Source organism: Shewanella sp. JNE2, assembly GCF_023159115.1.
In the GTDB taxonomy this organism is placed as follows: Bacteria; Pseudomonadota; Gammaproteobacteria; order Enterobacterales; family Shewanellaceae; genus Shewanella; species Shewanella putrefaciens.
On record NZ_CP096169.1, the window covers coordinates 792,565 to 809,499 of the forward strand.

Annotated in this window: 17 protein-coding genes; 9 read left to right on the forward strand and 8 right to left on the reverse strand. The window is 44.7% G+C overall.

Annotation, left to right across the window (positions count from 1 at the left end; translation table 11 throughout):
- Nucleotides 1-11 precede the first annotated feature (11 nt).
- A complete protein-coding gene (locus MZ182_RS03605) occupies nt 12-2,096 on the reverse strand; it encodes a M13 family metallopeptidase (protein WP_061782820.1) in 2,085 nt (694 codons plus the stop codon).
- A gap of 329 nt (nt 2,097-2,425) precedes the next feature.
- On the opposite strand from MZ182_RS03605, the gene rsuA reads away from it, so the two are divergent.
- Nucleotides 2,426-3,178 carry a 16S rRNA pseudouridine(516) synthase RsuA gene (gene rsuA, locus MZ182_RS03610; protein ID WP_025007855.1) on the forward strand — a complete coding sequence of 251 codons (753 nt, stop codon included), beginning with the start codon at nt 2,426-2,428 and terminating at the stop codon, nt 3,176-3,178.
- A 74-nt stretch (nt 3,179-3,252) separates the two neighbouring features.
- Here rsuA and MZ182_RS03615 read toward each other — a convergent pair whose 3' ends face one another.
- The 3 genes from MZ182_RS03615 to MZ182_RS03625 are packed head-to-tail and all read right to left on the reverse strand — an operon-like array spanning nt 3,253 to nt 5,314.
- Nucleotides 3,253-4,209, reverse strand: a complete 957-nt coding sequence (locus tag MZ182_RS03615) for a DUF4097 family beta strand repeat-containing protein (RefSeq protein ID WP_011790637.1) — start codon at nt 4,207-4,209, stop codon at nt 3,253-3,255.
- Complete coding sequence (locus MZ182_RS03620; protein ID WP_025007854.1) at nt 4,206-4,781, reverse strand: hypothetical protein; 576 nt, start codon at nt 4,779-4,781, stop codon at nt 4,206-4,208. The genes MZ182_RS03615 and MZ182_RS03620 overlap by 4 nt, the downstream gene beginning before the upstream one ends.
- Complete coding sequence (locus tag MZ182_RS03625) at nt 4,781-5,314, reverse strand: RNA polymerase sigma factor (protein WP_011790635.1); 534 nt, start codon at nt 5,312-5,314, stop codon at nt 4,781-4,783. The genes MZ182_RS03620 and MZ182_RS03625 overlap by 1 nt, the downstream gene beginning before the upstream one ends.
- Nucleotides 5,315-5,728: 414 nt before the next feature.
- On the opposite strand from MZ182_RS03625, the gene MZ182_RS03630 reads away from it, so the two are divergent.
- Nucleotides 5,729-7,591, forward strand: coding sequence for a methyl-accepting chemotaxis protein (locus tag MZ182_RS03630; RefSeq protein ID WP_248066257.1), 1,863 nt, complete (start codon nt 5,729-5,731; stop codon nt 7,589-7,591).
- 62 nt (nt 7,592-7,653) lie between these two features.
- Here the strand turns inward: MZ182_RS03630 and MZ182_RS03635 are convergent, their stop codons facing one another.
- The 3 genes from MZ182_RS03635 to lolB form a co-directional block, all read right to left on the reverse strand.
- Nucleotides 7,654-8,601 (reverse strand): ribose-phosphate pyrophosphokinase, encoded by a 948-nt coding sequence (locus tag MZ182_RS03635; RefSeq protein ID WP_011073601.1) that lies wholly within the window; start codon nt 8,599-8,601, stop codon nt 7,654-7,656.
- Between the two features lie 110 nt (nt 8,602-8,711).
- Nucleotides 8,712-9,566, reverse strand: coding sequence for a 4-(cytidine 5'-diphospho)-2-C-methyl-D-erythritol kinase (gene ispE / locus MZ182_RS03640; protein ID WP_011790633.1), 855 nt, complete (start codon nt 9,564-9,566; stop codon nt 8,712-8,714).
- 1 nt (nt 9,567) lies between these two features.
- The gene (gene lolB, locus MZ182_RS03645) at nt 9,568-10,212 is read right to left on the reverse strand and encodes a lipoprotein insertase outer membrane protein LolB (RefSeq protein WP_011790632.1); all 645 of its coding nucleotides are present in this window, start codon (nt 10,210-10,212) and stop codon (nt 9,568-9,570) included.
- A 252-nt stretch (nt 10,213-10,464) separates the two neighbouring features.
- On the opposite strand from lolB, the gene hemA reads away from it, so the two are divergent.
- The 5 genes from hemA (at nt 10,465) to MZ182_RS03670 (ending at nt 14,947) form a co-directional block, all read left to right on the forward strand.
- Complete coding sequence (hemA, locus tag MZ182_RS03650) at nt 10,465-11,715, forward strand: glutamyl-tRNA reductase (RefSeq protein WP_011790631.1); 1,251 nt, start codon at nt 10,465-10,467, stop codon at nt 11,713-11,715.
- A 14-nt stretch (nt 11,716-11,729) separates the two neighbouring features.
- Nucleotides 11,730-12,821, forward strand: a complete 1,092-nt coding sequence (gene prfA / locus MZ182_RS03655; protein ID WP_011790630.1) for a peptide chain release factor 1 — start codon at nt 11,730-11,732, stop codon at nt 12,819-12,821.
- A 2-nt stretch (nt 12,822-12,823) separates the two neighbouring features.
- Nucleotides 12,824-13,672 (forward strand): peptide chain release factor N(5)-glutamine methyltransferase, encoded by an 849-nt coding sequence (gene prmC, locus MZ182_RS03660; RefSeq protein ID WP_011790629.1) that lies wholly within the window; start codon nt 12,824-12,826, stop codon nt 13,670-13,672.
- A 498-nt stretch (nt 13,673-14,170) separates the two neighbouring features.
- Nucleotides 14,171-14,563, forward strand: a complete 393-nt coding sequence (locus MZ182_RS03665) for an SMI1/KNR4 family protein (protein WP_011790628.1) — start codon at nt 14,171-14,173, stop codon at nt 14,561-14,563.
- A gap of 102 nt (nt 14,564-14,665) precedes the next feature.
- Nucleotides 14,666-14,947: a hypothetical protein gene (locus MZ182_RS03670; RefSeq protein ID WP_227498122.1), complete on the forward strand. Its 282-nt coding sequence runs from the start codon at nt 14,666-14,668 to the stop codon at nt 14,945-14,947.
- Nucleotides 14,948-15,200: 253 nt separating this feature from the next.
- On the opposite strand, the gene MZ182_RS03675 is transcribed toward MZ182_RS03670, so the two are convergent.
- Nucleotides 15,201-15,614 carry a GNAT family N-acetyltransferase gene (locus tag MZ182_RS03675; RefSeq protein WP_248066260.1) on the reverse strand — a complete coding sequence of 138 codons (414 nt, stop codon included), beginning with the start codon at nt 15,612-15,614 and terminating at the stop codon, nt 15,201-15,203.
- A 119-nt stretch (nt 15,615-15,733) separates the two neighbouring features.
- Here MZ182_RS03675 and MZ182_RS03680 point away from each other — a divergent pair, with 119 nt between their 5' ends.
- Nucleotides 15,734-16,129 (forward strand): SirB2 family protein, encoded by a 396-nt coding sequence (locus tag MZ182_RS03680; RefSeq protein WP_011790625.1) that lies wholly within the window; start codon nt 15,734-15,736, stop codon nt 16,127-16,129.
- Nucleotides 16,129-16,917: a tetratricopeptide repeat protein gene (locus MZ182_RS03685; protein WP_248066264.1), complete on the forward strand. Its 789-nt coding sequence runs from the start codon at nt 16,129-16,131 to the stop codon at nt 16,915-16,917. Before MZ182_RS03680 ends, MZ182_RS03685 begins: the two co-directional genes overlap by 1 nt.
- The last annotated feature ends 18 nt before the right edge of the window (nt 16,918-16,935 follow it).

Consider the following 16,935-nt stretch of genomic DNA (forward strand, 5'->3'; position numbering starts at 1 on the left):
TTAAATTTGGCTTACCAAATTTTTACGCGTTTTTCTGGGGCGATATACATGGCATCACCGGGTTTTACATCATATGTGCTGTAGAACTCTGGCATGTTAGATAGTGCACCCAGTGCGCGGAATTCTGCTGGAGAGTGTGGATCGGTCGCTACGCGGTTACGCATGGCTTCTTCTTTGGCTTTTGCGCGCCAAATTTGCGTGAAGCCGATAAAGAAGCGTTGATCGCCCGTTAGACCATCAATAACGGGAGCTTCTTTACCATTAAGCGATTTTTTGTAAGCGCGATAAGCGATAGTCACACCGGATAAGTCACCAATGTTCTCGCCTAAAGTTAAGCTGCCGTTGACGTGTAGATCGTCAAACACTGCGTAACCATCGTACTGTGCGATCAGTGCTTGGCCGCGAGCAGAGAATTCTTTCAAATCTTGCTCTGTCCACCAATCACGCATATTGCCCTCGCCATCGAACTTAGCACCTTGGTCGTCAAAACCATGGCCCATTTCGTGGCCGATAACCGCGCCAATACCACCGTAATTGACGGCATCATCCGCTTCCATGTTAAAGAATGGCGGTTGCAGAATAGCCGCAGGGAACACGATTTCGTTCATGGTTGGGTTGTAGTAGGCATTAACGGTTTGTGGGGTCATATGCCATTCGTCTCTATCAATTGGCGCGCCCAGTTTCGCTAATGACTTGGCATGTTCAACTTCACTGGCACGCATAGCGTTACCGACTAAGTCATCCGCTTTGATGGTCAGTTTGCTGTAATCTTCCCATTTGTTGGGGTAACCAATTTTAGGGTTGAATTTAGCTAACTTATCTGCCGCAGCCACTTTAGTGCTTTCGCTCATCCAAGTGAGTTCTTTGATGCTGTCGCCATATGCACCACGTAGGTTTTCAACCAGTGCTTGCATACGTTCTTTGGCTTCTGGGGCAAAATGGCGTTTTACATACACTTTGCCGACGACTTCACCCAAAATATTGTTAACCGTTGCTACACCGCGTTTCCAGCGAGGTTCTTGTTCTTCTTGACCGTTCAAGGTTTTAGAGAAGAAGGCAAAGTTTTCGTTATCGAGTTCTTCACTTAAATTGCTAGCAGCGTGTGTTAGCACTTGCCACTGCATATAGGTTTTCCAAGTGGCGAGATCCGTTGTCTTGAGGATGTCGTTTAGACCTTGGATATAGCTAGGTTGATTAACGATAATATCGGTTTGCTTATCGGCACCTAAAGCGGCTAAGTAACCAGCCCAATCAATATCTGGCGCTAATGTTGGTAGATCTTTCACTTGATATAGGTTGTAGGTTTTAGTGCTATCGCGGGTTTCGACCACATCCCAATGTTTAGCAGCAATGGCCGTTTCTAGGGCGAGGATAGCTTCTGCACTAGCCTTAGGATTCGCAAGACCAGCTAGGGTAAACATTTTTTCGATATGAGCTAAATACGCCTTACGGATATTCACGAAACGCTCTGACTCGTTAAAGTAGTAGTCTTTTTCTGGCAGGCTTAAACCGTATTGCCATAGGTGAGTAGCATAGCGGCTAGAGTTTTTAGCATCGATATCGATATAAAATGCCATAGGGGTACCCGCACCAGCGATTTGGCTGTGGGCGAAGTATTTCACTAATTCATTCTTATCTTTTAAAGCATTAATGGCATCCAATTCACCCTGAATTGGTGTCACGCCCAGTTTGTTGAGTGTGGCTGTATCCATAAATGAGCGATACAAATCGGCCACTTTTTGCTCGTCTGTACCAGCGGCTAAATTAGGTGTTGCAGCCACTTCTTCGATGATGGCTTTTACATCGTCACGGGATTTTTCACGTAGATCGTAAAAGGCACCAATACTAGTGCGATCCCCTGGGATCTCTGTGTTTTTTAACCAAGTGCCATTTACATACTTATAGAAATCGTCCTGTGGACGAACCGCTTTATCAAAATGAGCAAATTCAATACCTGAGCCTAAGGCTTTAGTGACGGCGGCGGCAGTGGCTGTTTGGGTGGGTTCAGGTGTCTTAACTTCAGCCGTTTTATCATTACAGGCAGTCAGACCTGCAATTAATGAGGCACAAAGTCCCCCAATGAGTACTTTTCTCATGTCATTTCCTTCGAGTTTATTATTGTGCCCATATCTGGGGCTGTTATTGGTCTAAATGGGATCGCTTCAGGCGCAACGAGATGTATGTTAATGCTTTACTAGGAAGCGAAACAAGGTGGTTACACGGTTTAGGTGAGATTTATTATCAGTGATATGTAACTAAAAATTACTACCGAGTGTCACATAGCCTAAAAGTGCAAACTTACCGTATGCAAGCCTTTTGAAGTTAGTGAACACTTAGTTCTGTTTATAGGTAAAGGCAAATAAACTTAACATATTGAAACTTAGGAGTAGAGATAGGTTGGGTATCGAACATTAAATCAGTTGAATTGCCCTTTAAGGTCATCGGCCTCATAATACGGCAGTTTTCTTTATTGAAGTTGAGTATTAACGTGCGTTTAGACAAATTTATTTGTGAAAGTACCTCTCTCACCCGTTCATTGGCCAAAAAAGCGTTGCACCGCGGTGATATCACCTGTGATGGCGTGGTTATTAAAGACGCTGGTTTTAAAGTCACTGAGGGAATGCAGATTTGCCTTGAGGGAGAACCCATTGTTTTAGTGGGTGAGCGTTATGTGATGCTCAATAAACCCGTTGATACGATTTGTTCAACCATCGATGAGGCTTATCCATCAGTGTTAAGTCTGCTCGATATCCCGAAGCCTGAAACCTTGCATATTGCCGGTCGTTTAGATGCTGATACGACGGGACTTGTGTTGATCACCAGCGATGGTCAGTGGTCACACAAAATCACATCGCCTAAAAAAGAATGCGGTAAGCGTTACTTAGTGCAACTAGCCGACCCTGTGGATGACGGCCTAATTGAGGTCTTTGCGAAAGGGGTTGCACTGCGTAATGAAGATGGTCTGACAAAACCTGCGGTCTTAGAGATTATTGATCCGCAACAGGTTCGTTTAACCATTACCGAGGGGAAATATCACCAAGTGAAGCGTATGTTCGCCGCTGTTGGTAACCTTGTGGTGGGATTGCACCGTGAACGTATTGGGCAAATTGAGTTAGATCCAGATTTAGCCCTAGGTGAGTGGCGTTACTTAACCGCTGAAGAGATCGCTTCAATCTGAAATACTCCATAAACTGAAGTACTCCATAACAATGCCGCCCAGCTGTGGGCGGCATTGTTGTTCACGGGAGGGGATTAACGTGTTTTGAGGATAAGATTACCGCTAATAGAGTTCATTTTTACCTCCGCAGTACCTGCACCTGTTTGGAAACTGAGTGACTCATTTGATATGTATTTTTGTTTTTGAGGCATATCTTGGCTTAAGCCATTTTTGATTTTTCCACTTGGGCCACCGTTTAAGTCAAAGTTGGCATCAGGTTGTTCTGGGAAGGTAAGCGTAATATCGCCGCTGACGCTGTCAACATTGGCTTTATCGAAGGTTTTTGCCAATGATATTTGAGTATCGCCGCTTACCGTTCTGACACTAATCTCTTTTGCTTTACTAAAATCAGCAGTAATTTCACCAGATACTTGTTCTACTTTAACTTTCTCGGCCAGTGTTTGACTGTTTAGATCACCACTCACGAGTCGATACTTGATTTCACCTTGACTTTCAGTGTCTTGAATTTTTCCTGAAACTGTCTCTAACATGACTTTACCTTCCAGCCCCTTCGTGGTGATGTCACCTGATACTGTGTGTAACGAAGGACTGCCACCAAGACCATCGGCGGTAATATTGCCACTGACACTATTTAAATCCAATTCACCTTTGACTTGGGCTATTTGCATATTTGCGGAGATAGTATCAGCGTTAAGTTTGACGGTTTTAGGCACTTTTATCGTGAGTTTTGAGCCTTTATCATCACTGCCGTTGTAGTGGCGAGGCATTTTATCTTCAATCGTTAAGTTATTGCCTTTTTGTTCAAAAACAAAACCTTCACTCAGTTCGTCGAGCGTACCTGTTACGCTGACTTCATCTTTATCCCAAGTCTGGATTTGTAGATCACCACGTTGGACTTTAATTTGCAGTTGGGTACCGCTAGTTATGCTCAATTGTTTGTCCACACTTTGGGCCGCAAATACAGTGCCCATTAAACCGAGATAGAGTGCTGAAGCTAATAGGCTCGCTTTTGTCAGATTAATGTTGCTCATAGGGTGTTTCCTTGTGTTGAGTTTTGAATAGGGAGTTTTTGGCCTTGTTGCAATAGATCGAGTTCACGTTGTTGCACCCAAAGCCAGAGTTGCCATAACTGTTTATCGGTTGGATTTGCTTGTAATGCCTGGTAAATCTGTAGACCTGCTTGTCTTAGTTCTGCGAGCCCTTTTTCTAACGGTGCACTAAAGTGACTCGTTTGCCAGAGGGGGGCATTTACTGAGTGTTCAAGAGCATCGACTTGCCCTTGGTGTGTGGCAGCAATTTGTGTCAGTAGGGTTTGTAATGCTTTATCACTTTCTGCACTTGTGCTCTGTGCGGTGAGTGGTGCATTTGGTGCCTCTCTTTGGTATTGGAAGCCCCAAAATACGGCTAATAACATTGCCGCCGCCATTGCCCATTGCGGCAATAGGTGCCGTGTTGGCGTAGGGGTATTCACATTAAGGTGCAATGGTTTATCCATACGTTTTTCAATTGTTTGCCAAAGATCCTGTTTGGGTACTAACGCCTTAGGGGCATTAGCAATCAATTGTTCGAGCTGTTCTTCACGGGAACGCGGTGGTAACGACATTACAGCATCTCCTGTAGTAATTGCTTCGCTCTGTGATATTGCGTTTTACTGGTACCAACGGCAATCCCAAGCAGCTTGGCGATTTCCTCATGTTGGTATCCTTCTATGGCGCAAAGTACGAACACCATGCGAGCCCGTTCAGGTAGTTTGAGGATAAGTTTATCCAAACCTTGATACCCTTCATCTGTGCTATGGGGTTCGATATCACTTTCAATGGGAATAAAACGCGCCCAAAAGGATTTCTGTTTACGAATACTGCTTAAAGCTTGATTCACACAAATGCTATGTAACCAAGTTGAAAATTGGCTATCCCCCCGAAATTGCGGCAATTTTTGCCACACGAGGATAAAACACTCTTGGGTAATTTCTTCAGCCTGAGCGACATGCCCACACAGGCGTAAAGCCAGAGCATAAATACGCTGATGATGGTTTACGTACAGTTGCTTAAATGCAGCACGATTTCCTTGGCTCGCGAGGGCGACAAGATCAAAGTCAGACATTGTGCTGTTGAGTGGGAGTATCCCTGCCGTCACTGTACTTTCCTATCATGCTGATTGAATGTTGTAGATTTGACGCCCTGAGGGGTGCAAAAGGTTTGGAGTCAGTGAAAAAATTTTATCTAAGCCGCTATCAGCGAGTCTTACTAATAGGGAATTTGGCTATTTTGTCATAAAAGTGTCATATAACATGATGACATCCAAGTAATATTTTTAATTTTTCGCCGTTATTCAAGCTGTCTGCCAATTAAACTCGAACTATACTTTCTTAGGCGCAATCTATGTCACCACTTTCAAAAGAATACTGGTTTGTTATTGCAAGCGGTAATGCTGATTAAGAGTGTGAATACCGACATCAGAATAGGCACCACAAGTGATGATTGTATATGGTTCAGCTTTTATAGGCTGAGCTTTTATACCTTGAAGAAAATAATGATATCGGGGACTTTTATGTTAATCCGCTCAAAGTTGTTACTCAGTGCGGCAGTATCCATTTCGGCATTAATTGCGATGTTTGGCTTGCAACTTCATTCTAATTCTGTCGAATCGGAGCTTTCCCATTTGGCGCAAAATATACTCGAATTAGAACGAGACACGCTTATACTTCGTCGGAATGAAAAGGATTTCTTTGTTCGTAAGGATTTAAAGTATGTTGAAAACCATAAACAGGTTTATGGTCAGATAAGTCAATCTATCCCCGCATTGGAACAAATCTTCAAAAAATATGATGTCCCGACGCAATCTTTAGATAATTTTTATCGTCACTTAAATCAATATCAGTCAACATTTAGCGAGGTGGTAAAACTACAGCAAGAAATAGGTTTAACCCCTCAAACGGGACTTTACGGTACGCTAAGGACTGCTGTCCATAACGTAGAATCATTGCTGAAGGAATATGAGCAGGCATCTCTCGCGGTTGCAATGCTGCAATTAAGACGTAATGAAAAAGATTTTATGTTACGCCGCGAACTCCGCTATGTGGAAACCTTTGATACCAATATTGTTTCATTTAACAATAGCTTGCTTTCTTCAGGCTTAGATAGCGATATCCAAGGTAGAATTTCCGTTCTTATTGAACAATATCAAAAAGATTTCAAAGTGTTAGTTAATAAAGAACAACAGCTTGGTTTAACAGAACAAGATGGGACCATGGCGCAGATGATTGAGGCAAATAAGTTAACCGAAGCAAGCGCCGAGGAGTTGCATCGTCTGGCACTTAAAGCGATTGAGGTAGCCAAGAGCAGCAGCGTTAATCTTGGTATGATGGTGTTTTTATTAATAACAGCATTACTGTCTATTATCACCTATCTGATTATCCGCAGTATTATCACCCCTGTTGAGCGCATTACTCAGGTCATTTCTCGCATCGAGCAGAGCAAGGATTTGACCTTAAGATGTGACGCTTCGACCCAAGATGAACTAGGTAAGATAGCTGAACATTTTAATAGTATGGTGGGGAGCTTTCAGCAGTTGATCGAGCAAGTTATTGAGTCTGTTGCGACCATCAATACATCCTGTAAGCACGTATCTGAAAATGCCATGCTCGCCTCTGAAGGTGTAGCACAGCAGCTCAATGAAACCGATATGGTAGCAACAGCGATAACTGAAATGGGGGCAACCATAGATGAAATTGCCAAAACCACTGAGCTTGCCGCACTTAAGGCGGGTAAAACCCACGATAATGCGCAGAGTGGTCAACTGGAAGTTGAGCAAACCATACATAAGATCCAGTCTCTGGCCGAGCAGCTCAATAGTTCTGCATCGGTTGTGGATGAATTAGAGCGTGACAGTGAAACGATTGGCAGTGTGCTCGATGTGATCCGTGGCATTGCCGAGCAAACCAATCTCCTCGCGCTAAATGCTGCGATTGAGGCTGCACGTGCTGGTGAGCAAGGTCGAGGTTTTGCTGTGGTTGCTGATGAAGTGCGTAGTCTTGCGATGCGAACTCAATCATCGACTCAGGAAATTGCCAATATTATCCAAACCTTACAGAGCCGTACCCGTTCTATTGTGCAGCTTATGGATGCCAGCCAAAAGCAAGGAACAGAAAGTGCGGAGCAGGCAGCCGCCGCCGGTGCACTGCTGAAACTTATCAATAATGATGTGCGTAATATTATGGATATGAGCACGCAAATTGCGGCAGCTATCGAAGAGCAAAGTATGGTTGCCGCTGAAGTGAACAAAAACGTCGTCGTGATCCGTGATATTGCTGAAGAATCATCAAAAGCGGCTGATGCTAACGCTTCAGCATCCGATGAGCTTAAGGCCCAGGCTGAGTATCTCTATCGCGCAGTAAGCAATTTTAAAATCTAAACCTTTGGGGAAAACAAAAACGCACTCAAATGAGTGCGTTTCTTTTACTGCAAGTCGCCAGATTAATGGCTAAACATCGCAGAGATAGACTCTTCGTTACTTACGCGACGAATAGCCTCTGCCAGTACCGCAGACATTGTCAACTGAGTGACTTTAGCCACTTTTAACATTTCTGGACTTAAAGGAACTGTATCGGTAACGATAACTTCATCGATCACTGAGTTGGTAATATTTTCAGCCGCTTTGCCTGAGAACACAGGGTGGGTTGCGTAAGCAAATACGCGGTTTGCACCATGTTCTTTTAAGGCTTCTGCCGCTTTACACAGAGTGCCGCCTGTGTCGATCATATCGTCAACGATAATGCAGTCGCGGCCTTGAACATCACCGATGATGTGCATAACCTGAGCGACGTTCGCTTGTGGGCGACGTTTATCGATAATCGCCAGATCGGAATCATCGAGCAGTTTGGCAACCGCACGAGCGCGAACAACGCCGCCAATATCGGGTGAAACCACCACTGGATTATCGAGTTTCTTCGCTAACATATCTTCCAGTAACACAGGGCTACCGAATACGTTATCAACAGGAACATCGAAGAAACCTTGGATTTGCTCAGCGTGCAGGTCACATGTCAAAACACGGTCAACACCGACGCTTGACAGGAAATCGGCAACCACTTTTGCAGTAATAGGTACACGTGCGCTACGAACGCGACGGTCTTGACGTGCATAGCCAAAGTAAGGAATTACGGCGGTGATACGACCGGCAGATGCACGACGCAGAGCATCAACCATAACGATGAGTTCCATCAGATTATCGTTGGTCGGCGCACAAGTGGATTGGATGATGAACACATCGGCTCCACGTACATTTTCGTTAATTTGGACACTGATTTCACCATCGCTGAAACGACCAACCACTGCGTCTCCGAGTTTGCAAAATAGACGATCGGCTATCTTTTTAGCGAGACTGGGGGTGGCGTTCCCAGCAAAGAGCTTGATGTCGGGCACTGTATGAACCTCAGGCGTTTGCTTTATATTTTAGTGGCTAGAGTAACGACGATGTAGGGACGGGAGGACCCGAGGCGTTATCGTATGTGGTTACCCTAGAAGAAAGTAGTTTACGGATGATTGAGCCGCGTGATAAGCGGCGAAATATTCATCCCTTTTGCAACAAATCCTTGCATATCAGACGGTAATTTCGCCAAGGCTGCGAGAGCTTGTTGCTGTTGTGTAAATTCCCCAAACACGCATGCGCCTGTTCCGGTCATTCTCGACGGCGCATATTCTAGCAGCCAGCCCAAGGCCTTGGCAACTTGAGGGTATTTAGATACGACCAGTTTTTGGCAATCATTTATCCACGCCTGACTCATCAAAGTATCGATGGCAAGTTTTGGGGTGTTACGTGGTAAAAGGGGATCTTGGAACACTTCAGCGGTGGAAACGTGGGCATCTGGTGCAATAACTAAATACCAAGGCTCTGGTGGTGATACCACTTGTAAGCGTTCACCGATACCTTCGGCAAAAGCCGCGAAACCATGAATAAAAACAGGAATATCGGCACCCAATTTAAGACCAATTTTAGCCAGTTCTTCGGTCGATAATTGGGTGTTCCATAACGTGTTTAGTGCCACTAATGTGGTGGCAGCATCCGATGAACCGCCGCCTAAACCGCCACCCATCGGCAGACGTTTATCTAGCCAGATTTCTGCTCCACCTTTAAAGCTTGTCATTTGTTGTAATGATTTTGCGGCTCGCAGAATTAAGTTATCGCTATCTGCGACAACGCCAGCCATATTCGAATGCAAAATCAGCTCAGAGCTGTCAGTGACCTTGAAATCCAGCATGTCGCAGTAATCGATAAACTGAAACAAGGTTTGCAACTCATGATAGCCATCGGTGCGGCGGCCATTGATGTGCAAAAACAAATTAAGTTTGGCTGGCGCGGGCCAATTACGGGAGATAGCTGCTGACATGCTAAGGTTTTTCCCCAATCATTATTGTGGCCTTGCCAAGGGCTTGCCATTGATTGATTTGTAGTTTGAGTTGTAAATCACCGCGTTCAAGTTTTAATTGATGAGGGATATGAGCACCGCTCTGTAATTGCCAACTTAAAAATTCGACGACCCAAGAGGGTGGCGTTTGATCATTAATCAGTTGTTTAGGATTCGCTTTACTATCGCGGCTTAACACGCGATCCTGCGAGCCGATTTGGCCTGTTATCCAAAGTGGCAAATCAGCTAAGGGGATCGACCAACCGCTGACGCGCTCAAGTAAATCTTGGGCGTTATTGTCTTTAAAGTCTTTGCCATCAATATGTAAATGGGCGGAGTTAGGTGTCGCTTCTAGGGTTAACACCGTTGTGCCTAGCATTGTCGTGAGCGTGAGTTCATCACGCTCTTCGCTATGGCGCCAATAAAGATTGGCACTGAGCTTATCTTCAGGGGTTTTTATGGCAAGTTTGCCCTGTAATTCCCATGCTTTTGCTTGGTCTGGGTGGCTTACTGTGATGGGGGTTAAGTCATCAGCAGGAGGCAGCGTTTGGCAGCCACCCAAAAAGAGCAGGGTGCTCAAGGCAATACAAGAGAAAATGGATTCTGTGAAGCGCTTCAAATTATTCATCTATGACTGATATACCAAAGTCCTTATGATACGAGGGCTTGGGAATAATACCAATGCCAATCGTAAAATTTCCATCGGCGGTCACTTAGGATTCGCTTCTTAGCGCCAATCCATGTTTATCTAGATTGATAGAAAATTTAGGTAACAAGTTAGACCTTTATTCGGTTTTGTTAAGCGTATTCTGTTTTTAGTTGGGCCAATTCAGTAGAATGCCCTTATTAAGATAGACGCCAAGAATCTAGAAAGAGTCAGATGAGCCTTGTAGCAATCGGTATTAACCACAAAACAGCCACGGTAGACCTGCGTGAGAAAGTTGCCTTCTCTCCAGACAAAATTCATGACGCCATGAAGAGTCTGGCCAGTCGTACGCGCTCGGGTGAAGCCGTTATTGTCTCGACCTGTAATCGCACTGAGTTGTATTGCAACAATGGCGATGAGGCTGACATCATTGAATGGCTTGAAGAATATCATGGCCTAGATCATAAAGATGTGGCGCCTTGCCTATACAATTACCACGGCCAAACAGCGGTTAAGCATTTGATGCGTGTTGCTTCAGGGCTTGATTCGTTAATTTTAGGTGAGCCGCAAATTCTAGGGCAGGTGAAGCAAGCCTTCGCGAAAGCCAAGGAAGCGGGCACAGTTGCTTTAACCATAGATCGCCTTTTCCAAAATACCTTTTCCGTTGCCAAAAAAGTGCGCACCGAAACGGAAATTGGCGCTGCTGCTGTGTCGGTGGCTTTTGCCGCTGTGAGTATGGCGAAGCATATCTTCTCCTCACTGTCGACCACTAAGGTGCTGTTGATTGGTGCGGGTGAAACGATAGAATTGGTAGCCAAGCATTTAAAAGATAATGGTGTGGCCTCCATGGTGGTGGCAAACCGTACTTTAGAGCGTGCTCAGGGCATGTGTGAAGAGTTTGGTGCGACTGCAATTACGCTGGCGCAAATACCAGATTATCTCCCTAAAGCCGATATCGTGATATCCTCTACCGCCAGCCCGCTACCAATCCTTGGTAAAGGCATGGTCGAAAAAGCGCTAAAGCAGCGTCGCCATCAACCTATGTTATTGGTTGATATAGCAGTTCCCCGGGATATTGAGCCGGAAGTCGCCGATTTGGATGACGCGTTTCTGTATACAGTGGACGACCTGCATAGCATCATTGAACAGAATATGGCTTCTCGAAAAGAAGCCGCCGAGCAAGCTGAATTAATTACTGAAGAACAATCTTACCTGTTTATGGATTGGGTACGTTCTTTAGAGTCGGTCGACAGTATTCGCGAGTATCGCAATCAGAGTATGGCGATAAAAGATGAGTTAGTAGAACGCGCCCTGAATAAATTAGCTCAAGGGGGCGATACTGAGCAGGTATTGATTGAATTAGCCAATCGCCTGACGAACAAACTTATTCACGCACCAACCCAAGCCCTCACTGCGGCGAGCCGTCAGGGTGATTTGAATACACTAGGTCAGTTAAGAACAGCGCTTGGATTAGATAAAAACTAAGGTTAGCGAGTTAAATGAAGGAATCCGTTATCCGCAAGCTGGAAGGCTTGCTCGAGCGTAATGAAGAAGTTTTGGCCTTGCTTGGTGATGCATCTGTTATCGCTGATCAAGACCGTTTTCGTGCATTATCAAAAGAATATTCTCAGTTAGAAGAAGTGGTTGCAGGCTTTAAAGCTTACCAACAAGCACAGGCTGATCTTGATTCCGCCAAGGAAATGTTGGAAGAAGATGATGCTGAAATGCGCGAGATGGCGCAGGAAGAAATGAAGGCTGCCAAAGCAGAATTAGAGCGCCTTGAAAGCGAATTGCAGATCCTGCTTCTCCCTAAAGACCCTAACGACGATACCAACGCCTTTATCGAAATTCGCGCTGGTGCCGGTGGTGACGAAGCGGCGATTTTTGCGGGCGATCTGTTCCGTATGTACAGCCGTTATGCCGAAGCCAATCGCTGGCAGATGGAAGTGATGAGCTGTAACGAAGGTGAGCACGGTGGCTTTAAAGAAATCATCGTTAAAGTCAGCGGTGAAGGTGCCTACGGTAAGCTGAAATTTGAGTCGGGCGGTCACCGCGTACAACGTGTGCCAGAAACCGAATCACAAGGGCGTGTGCATACCTCGGCTGTTACCGTAGTGGTAATGCATGAAGTGCCAGAAGCTGAAGCGATTTCAATCAATCCTGCCGATCTTAAAGTCGATACTTTCCGATCATCGGGTGCGGGTGGTCAACACGTTAACAAAACTGACTCGGCTATTCGTATTACCCATATTCCAACGGGGATTGTGGTCGAGTGCCAAGATCAACGTTCGCAACATAAAAACCGTGCTCAAGCCATGAGTGTGTTGGCTGCACGTATTCAAGCGGTTGAGGATGAAAAACGTCGTAGTGCTGAAGAGTCGACCCGCCGTAGTCTGGTTGCCAGTGGTGACCGTTCCGAGCGTGTACGTACCTACAACTTCCCCCAAGGCCGCGTGAGTGAGCATCGTATCAATCTCACTTTGTATCGCTTAAATGAAGTGATGGAAGGCGATTTAGATGCGATTTTAACACCGCTGATGCAAGAGCATCAGGCCGATCTGTTAGCCGCACTGGCTGACGAGCAGGGGTAACTTTGTCCGATCAATCTAGCATCGCTGAAGCCCTACAATGGGCCTATGTGCAGTTAGCATCAACCTCTGAATCCGCTCATCTGGATGCAGAGGTTTTTCTGCTATATTGCCTCAATAAAAATCGTGCTTATCTCTATACTTGGCCTGAAAAGGCCCTGACGATTGACCAGTGGAAACGCTTTCAGCAAATGGTACTAAAACGCCAAAAAGGCGTGCCCGTTGCGCATATTGTGGGTGAACGTGAGTTTTGGTCGCTGCCTTTTATTGTCAACGACACTACTTTGATCCCGCGTCCTGATACCGAAATTCTGGTAGAAACCGCGCTAAATTTACCCCTATCGACCTATGCTAAAGTGCTCGATTTAGGCACAGGCACTGGCGCGATTGCACTGGCATTGGCGTCCGAGCGTGAGTCATGGGAAATTACCGCTGTCGATAAGGTCGATGATGCTGTCGCGTTGGCTATCGCAAATCGTGAAAACTTAAAGTTGCCGCAGGTTGAAATCCTCCAGAGCGATTGGTTTAGCGCCGTAAAGTCGCGGGATTTTGACTTAATCGTCTCAAATCCACCCTATATCGATGAGGCCGATGAACACTTGCACCAAGGCGATGTACGCTTCGAGCCGCAAAGTGCATTAACCGCCGCAGAGGAAGGCTTTGCCGATCTCTACTATATCGCCAAAACTGCCCGCGATTATTTAAAACCTAATGGTTATATCCTACTCGAGCATGGTTTTGAACAGGCCGTAAAACTCAGAGGTAAGTTAATCGAACTGGGTTATGAAAATGTCGCCACAGTGCGTGATTTTGGCAGCAATGATAGATGCACTATGGGCAAATGGGCGGAGTAATTCGCCCTTGTTTTTAATGAAGATGTTTACATTGTGAGCCGTTATTAGTTATTAGTTATTAGTTATTAGTTATTAGTTATTAGTTATTAGTTATTCGTTATTCGTTATTCGTTATTTGTTGTCCACTATCCACTATTCATGAACCGTCATTCCCGCAATGCTTTTGAGCGGGAATCCAGCTTTTGGTTAGATCCTAAAGTCGTGGCCAAATTCAGTTAACGATTAATGATTTATTATTGGTCGCGTGATTATTTTAAAGCAGCAGATCTCCCCACCTCGCCGCTCCTCGATAGAGCAAATGGCATACCTTATAAGTCTGATTATCGAAACTTACCCGTAAATATTATCACTACAATAGGCGTGCTTTGGACGGTAAATTGAACTAGACAATATTGGCTAAGTGTTAGATTATCAAAAAATTAATGAGCATGATTTCACTAAACTGAGGTGAAAGATGAGCTTGTACATTATATAAGTGTTATAGCTAAGGAGAGTGCAGTGGCGTTTGACTTGTCCGAAGAACAGCTAAAGCGAACCGAGGAAGAGTTGGGAGCAAAATTGCCTCACGAATACCGTGAAGCGATGAAAATAGATAACGGAGGCGAGGCGTCTACAGAAGAAGACGATTGGGAGTTTTATCCTATTAAAGATATCTCGAATAGGAAAAGGTTATCGCGTACTTGCAACCACATTATTAATGAAACCGAGTCATGCCAAGGTTTCGGCTACTTTCCAGAAAGTGCGATCACCATTGCAGGTAATGGGTTTGGAGATCAAATGGTTTTTCTGAAAGAAGGCGAATCGTTTGGCGACACTGTGTATTTATGGCTGCATGAAACGGGAGAGCTCCAGCAATTGGCAGGTTCGTTCAGTGAAATCAAAAAGCGATAACACAGCGATGCACTGTGACATCTTTTCCGTTGCAGTTTCGCCTCCATTACAAAGTTGCACGCACTGGCGGCGTCAAATGCTAAATCACCACATGGAGTTAAAATGAAGAAAATAGCATTCATCACATTGGCTGCAATTGCTTTAGTAGGTTGTAATCAAAAGGCTCAAATAGATCAATCTAAGATGTGTATTTATAGTACTGATGAAGAAGCAAAGCAGTGTAAATCAGGTGAAATGTCTTGGTTTAAGCCTAGCCGTTGGGGCAATGAGCAATTACCACTCAATGTTGCTGGTGCATATTGTGATTTTAACTACGAAGTAATGTACAACAACTCTGGTGTGATCTGTGTGTTCACAGATAAACGATTGTTATTGGTCAATTAAAATGGCCTTTACCATAGCGTAGTTAGGTGTGACGGCGTTTCGTTGTGGCAGTAGAAAAAGACAAGTAAAGATAAAAGTTGGTTCCCCGCATTCGCGAGGATGGCTTTATTTTAGGTGGCTTACTTCGTTTTAGATGGATAACTCAGGTTTGTTGGCTGGCATGTATTTGCTCCAGTTCAGTGAAATGGCTGGGTTAGATATCTGGAATTGTAGCTGAAGCATTGGGGTAGTTTACGGCCGTAGACCTTCAACATCACAACACTTTTACCATAAAGAATTTACTGCCGATTTCGGGGTAGGCTTGTTGTACCCATTGCACATGGTAACCGTGGCGCTCGTAGAAAGGCTTGGCTTGAAAATCGAGGGTATCAAGCAAGGCAAATTGACAACCGCGAGCTTTTGCTTTGGCCTCTGCCTCTAATAATAATCGCGAACCGATTTTTTTATGTCTTAGGGAACCATCAACCCAAAGATAATCAATTAAAAACCAATTACCGAAGGTTTTGCCGCTAATGCCTGCTAGCAGTTTTCCCTCTGGAGCTTGCAGTTTTAATCCCAGATTTTTACGGCTAAGCCCTTGCCAATGGGCTTGGTTAAATTCCACTATTTTTTGTTTTATCGCCTCGGCAAAATCAGCCGATTCATCGTCAATTGGCGTTAAATTCATAATCATTTTCTCTGTATTTTTGACTCAAACTAAGCGCGCTAATCAAGACGGTTAGACATTGGTATGCCGTAAAGGATTAGGGTAAACTAGCGCCTTTGTCACTGACCATAAGAATCGAAATGGAAACTTTTTACAGTCTATATCCTGCGGTTAAGCATCTGCATTTTACCTTTATCGCGTTGAGCGTGCTGTTTTTCACTGTTCGTTTTGTGTTGCATTTACGTCAGTCTGCATTGATGGATAAGAAGTTCATTAAGATTGCCCCCCATGTGATCGACACTTTCTTACTGCTTTCTGGCCTAACCTTGTGCTTTATGATCAAACAATATCCTTTTGTGGATCCTTGGATGACCGAAAAAATCGGTGCCGTTGTGGCTTATATTGCGCTAGGTGTGATTGCGATAAAAGCGAATAGGAATAAACTTTTCAAAGTGTTTGCCTTCCTCGGTGCTATAGGTTGGTTGGTCTATGCCGCCAAATTGGCGCATTTTAAACAAGCGGTATTATTGGGTTAATGGGTAAATATACACTTCAAGATGGTATTTCATTGCCTGACTCGGCTTTGGATGTAGGTGCTCACCTTGGCTTTTCGAACCTTAAAGCGGCTAAGTGGGCGTGGTTTGAATTGGCAGGCGCGGTATTAAGTCATTACTTAGTTAATCAGCAGCAACGTTTAAATGCGCTATTACATTGGTTTTATCAAGACCTCGGTTTTTGTGCCCGCGACAATTACTTTAGTGTTGAAGCTGCAGATTTAGGTACTTGCCTTATTAGCAAGCAGGGTAACAGTACAACGCTTGCTACCGTATTGATGTTACTCGCAAAACAACTCGATTTAGAGCTTGAATTGTTGTTGCTCCCGGGTAATAGCGTGTTGCGTAGTAAAATTGCTGGCGAGGTGCGTTATTTTGATCCGCTAACAGGGAATGAGCTGACTCGCCACCAATTACACGTATTAGTGCGCGGTGAGTTAGGTAATGCGGCGCAGTTAAAGCCAAGCTATTTTAAAGCCGCTTCGGTGAAAAAACTTATTACCCGTATGCTGCATGAACTAAAAGCGGGTTGTATTGTTTCTCACCAATTTGAGGCAGCATTGGAATGCTGTAACTTGCTTTTGCAATGGCATCCAGATGATGTGCACTTAAATCGTGAGCGCGCTTTCATCGCCCAGCAATTAGGCTGCATTAATGTGGCGGTGGCTGATTTACAGCACTTTGTTGATAATAGTCCACACGATCCTGTGGTCGAAATTGTGAAGATGCAGCTTAAAGAACTTAATGAGCACGCAGAGATTTATCACTAAAAGAAGAGCCTCTCGGGG

Coding starts and splice junctions, on each gene's coding strand:
- MZ182_RS03605 (WP_061782820.1), bottom strand. CDS start 2,096: ATGAGAAAAGTACTCATTGGGGGACTTTGTGCCTCATTAATTGCAGGT.
- MZ182_RS03615 (WP_011790637.1), bottom strand. CDS start 4,209: ATGAGCAACATTAATCTGACAAAAGCGAGCCTATTAGCTTCAGCACTC.
- MZ182_RS03620 (WP_025007854.1), bottom strand. CDS start 4,781: ATGTCGTTACCACCGCGTTCCCGTGAAGAACAGCTCGAACAATTGATT.
- MZ182_RS03630 (WP_248066257.1), top strand. CDS start 5,729: ATGTTAATCCGCTCAAAGTTGTTACTCAGTGCGGCAGTATCCATTTCG.
- ispE (WP_011790633.1), bottom strand. CDS start 9,566: ATGTCAGCAGCTATCTCCCGTAATTGGCCCGCGCCAGCCAAACTTAAT.
- lolB (WP_011790632.1), bottom strand. CDS start 10,212: ATGAATAATTTGAAGCGCTTCACAGAATCCATTTTCTCTTGTATTGCC.
- hemA (WP_011790631.1), top strand. CDS start 10,465: ATGAGCCTTGTAGCAATCGGTATTAACCACAAAACAGCCACGGTAGAC.
- prfA (WP_011790630.1), top strand. CDS start 11,730: ATGAAGGAATCCGTTATCCGCAAGCTGGAAGGCTTGCTCGAGCGTAAT.
- MZ182_RS03670 (WP_227498122.1), top strand. CDS start 14,666: ATGAAGAAAATAGCATTCATCACATTGGCTGCAATTGCTTTAGTAGGT.
- MZ182_RS03675 (WP_248066260.1), bottom strand. CDS start 15,614: ATGAATTTAACGCCAATTGACGATGAATCGGCTGATTTTGCCGAGGCG.
- MZ182_RS03680 (WP_011790625.1), top strand. CDS start 15,734: ATGGAAACTTTTTACAGTCTATATCCTGCGGTTAAGCATCTGCATTTT.
- MZ182_RS03685 (WP_248066264.1), top strand. CDS start 16,129: ATGGGTAAATATACACTTCAAGATGGTATTTCATTGCCTGACTCGGCT.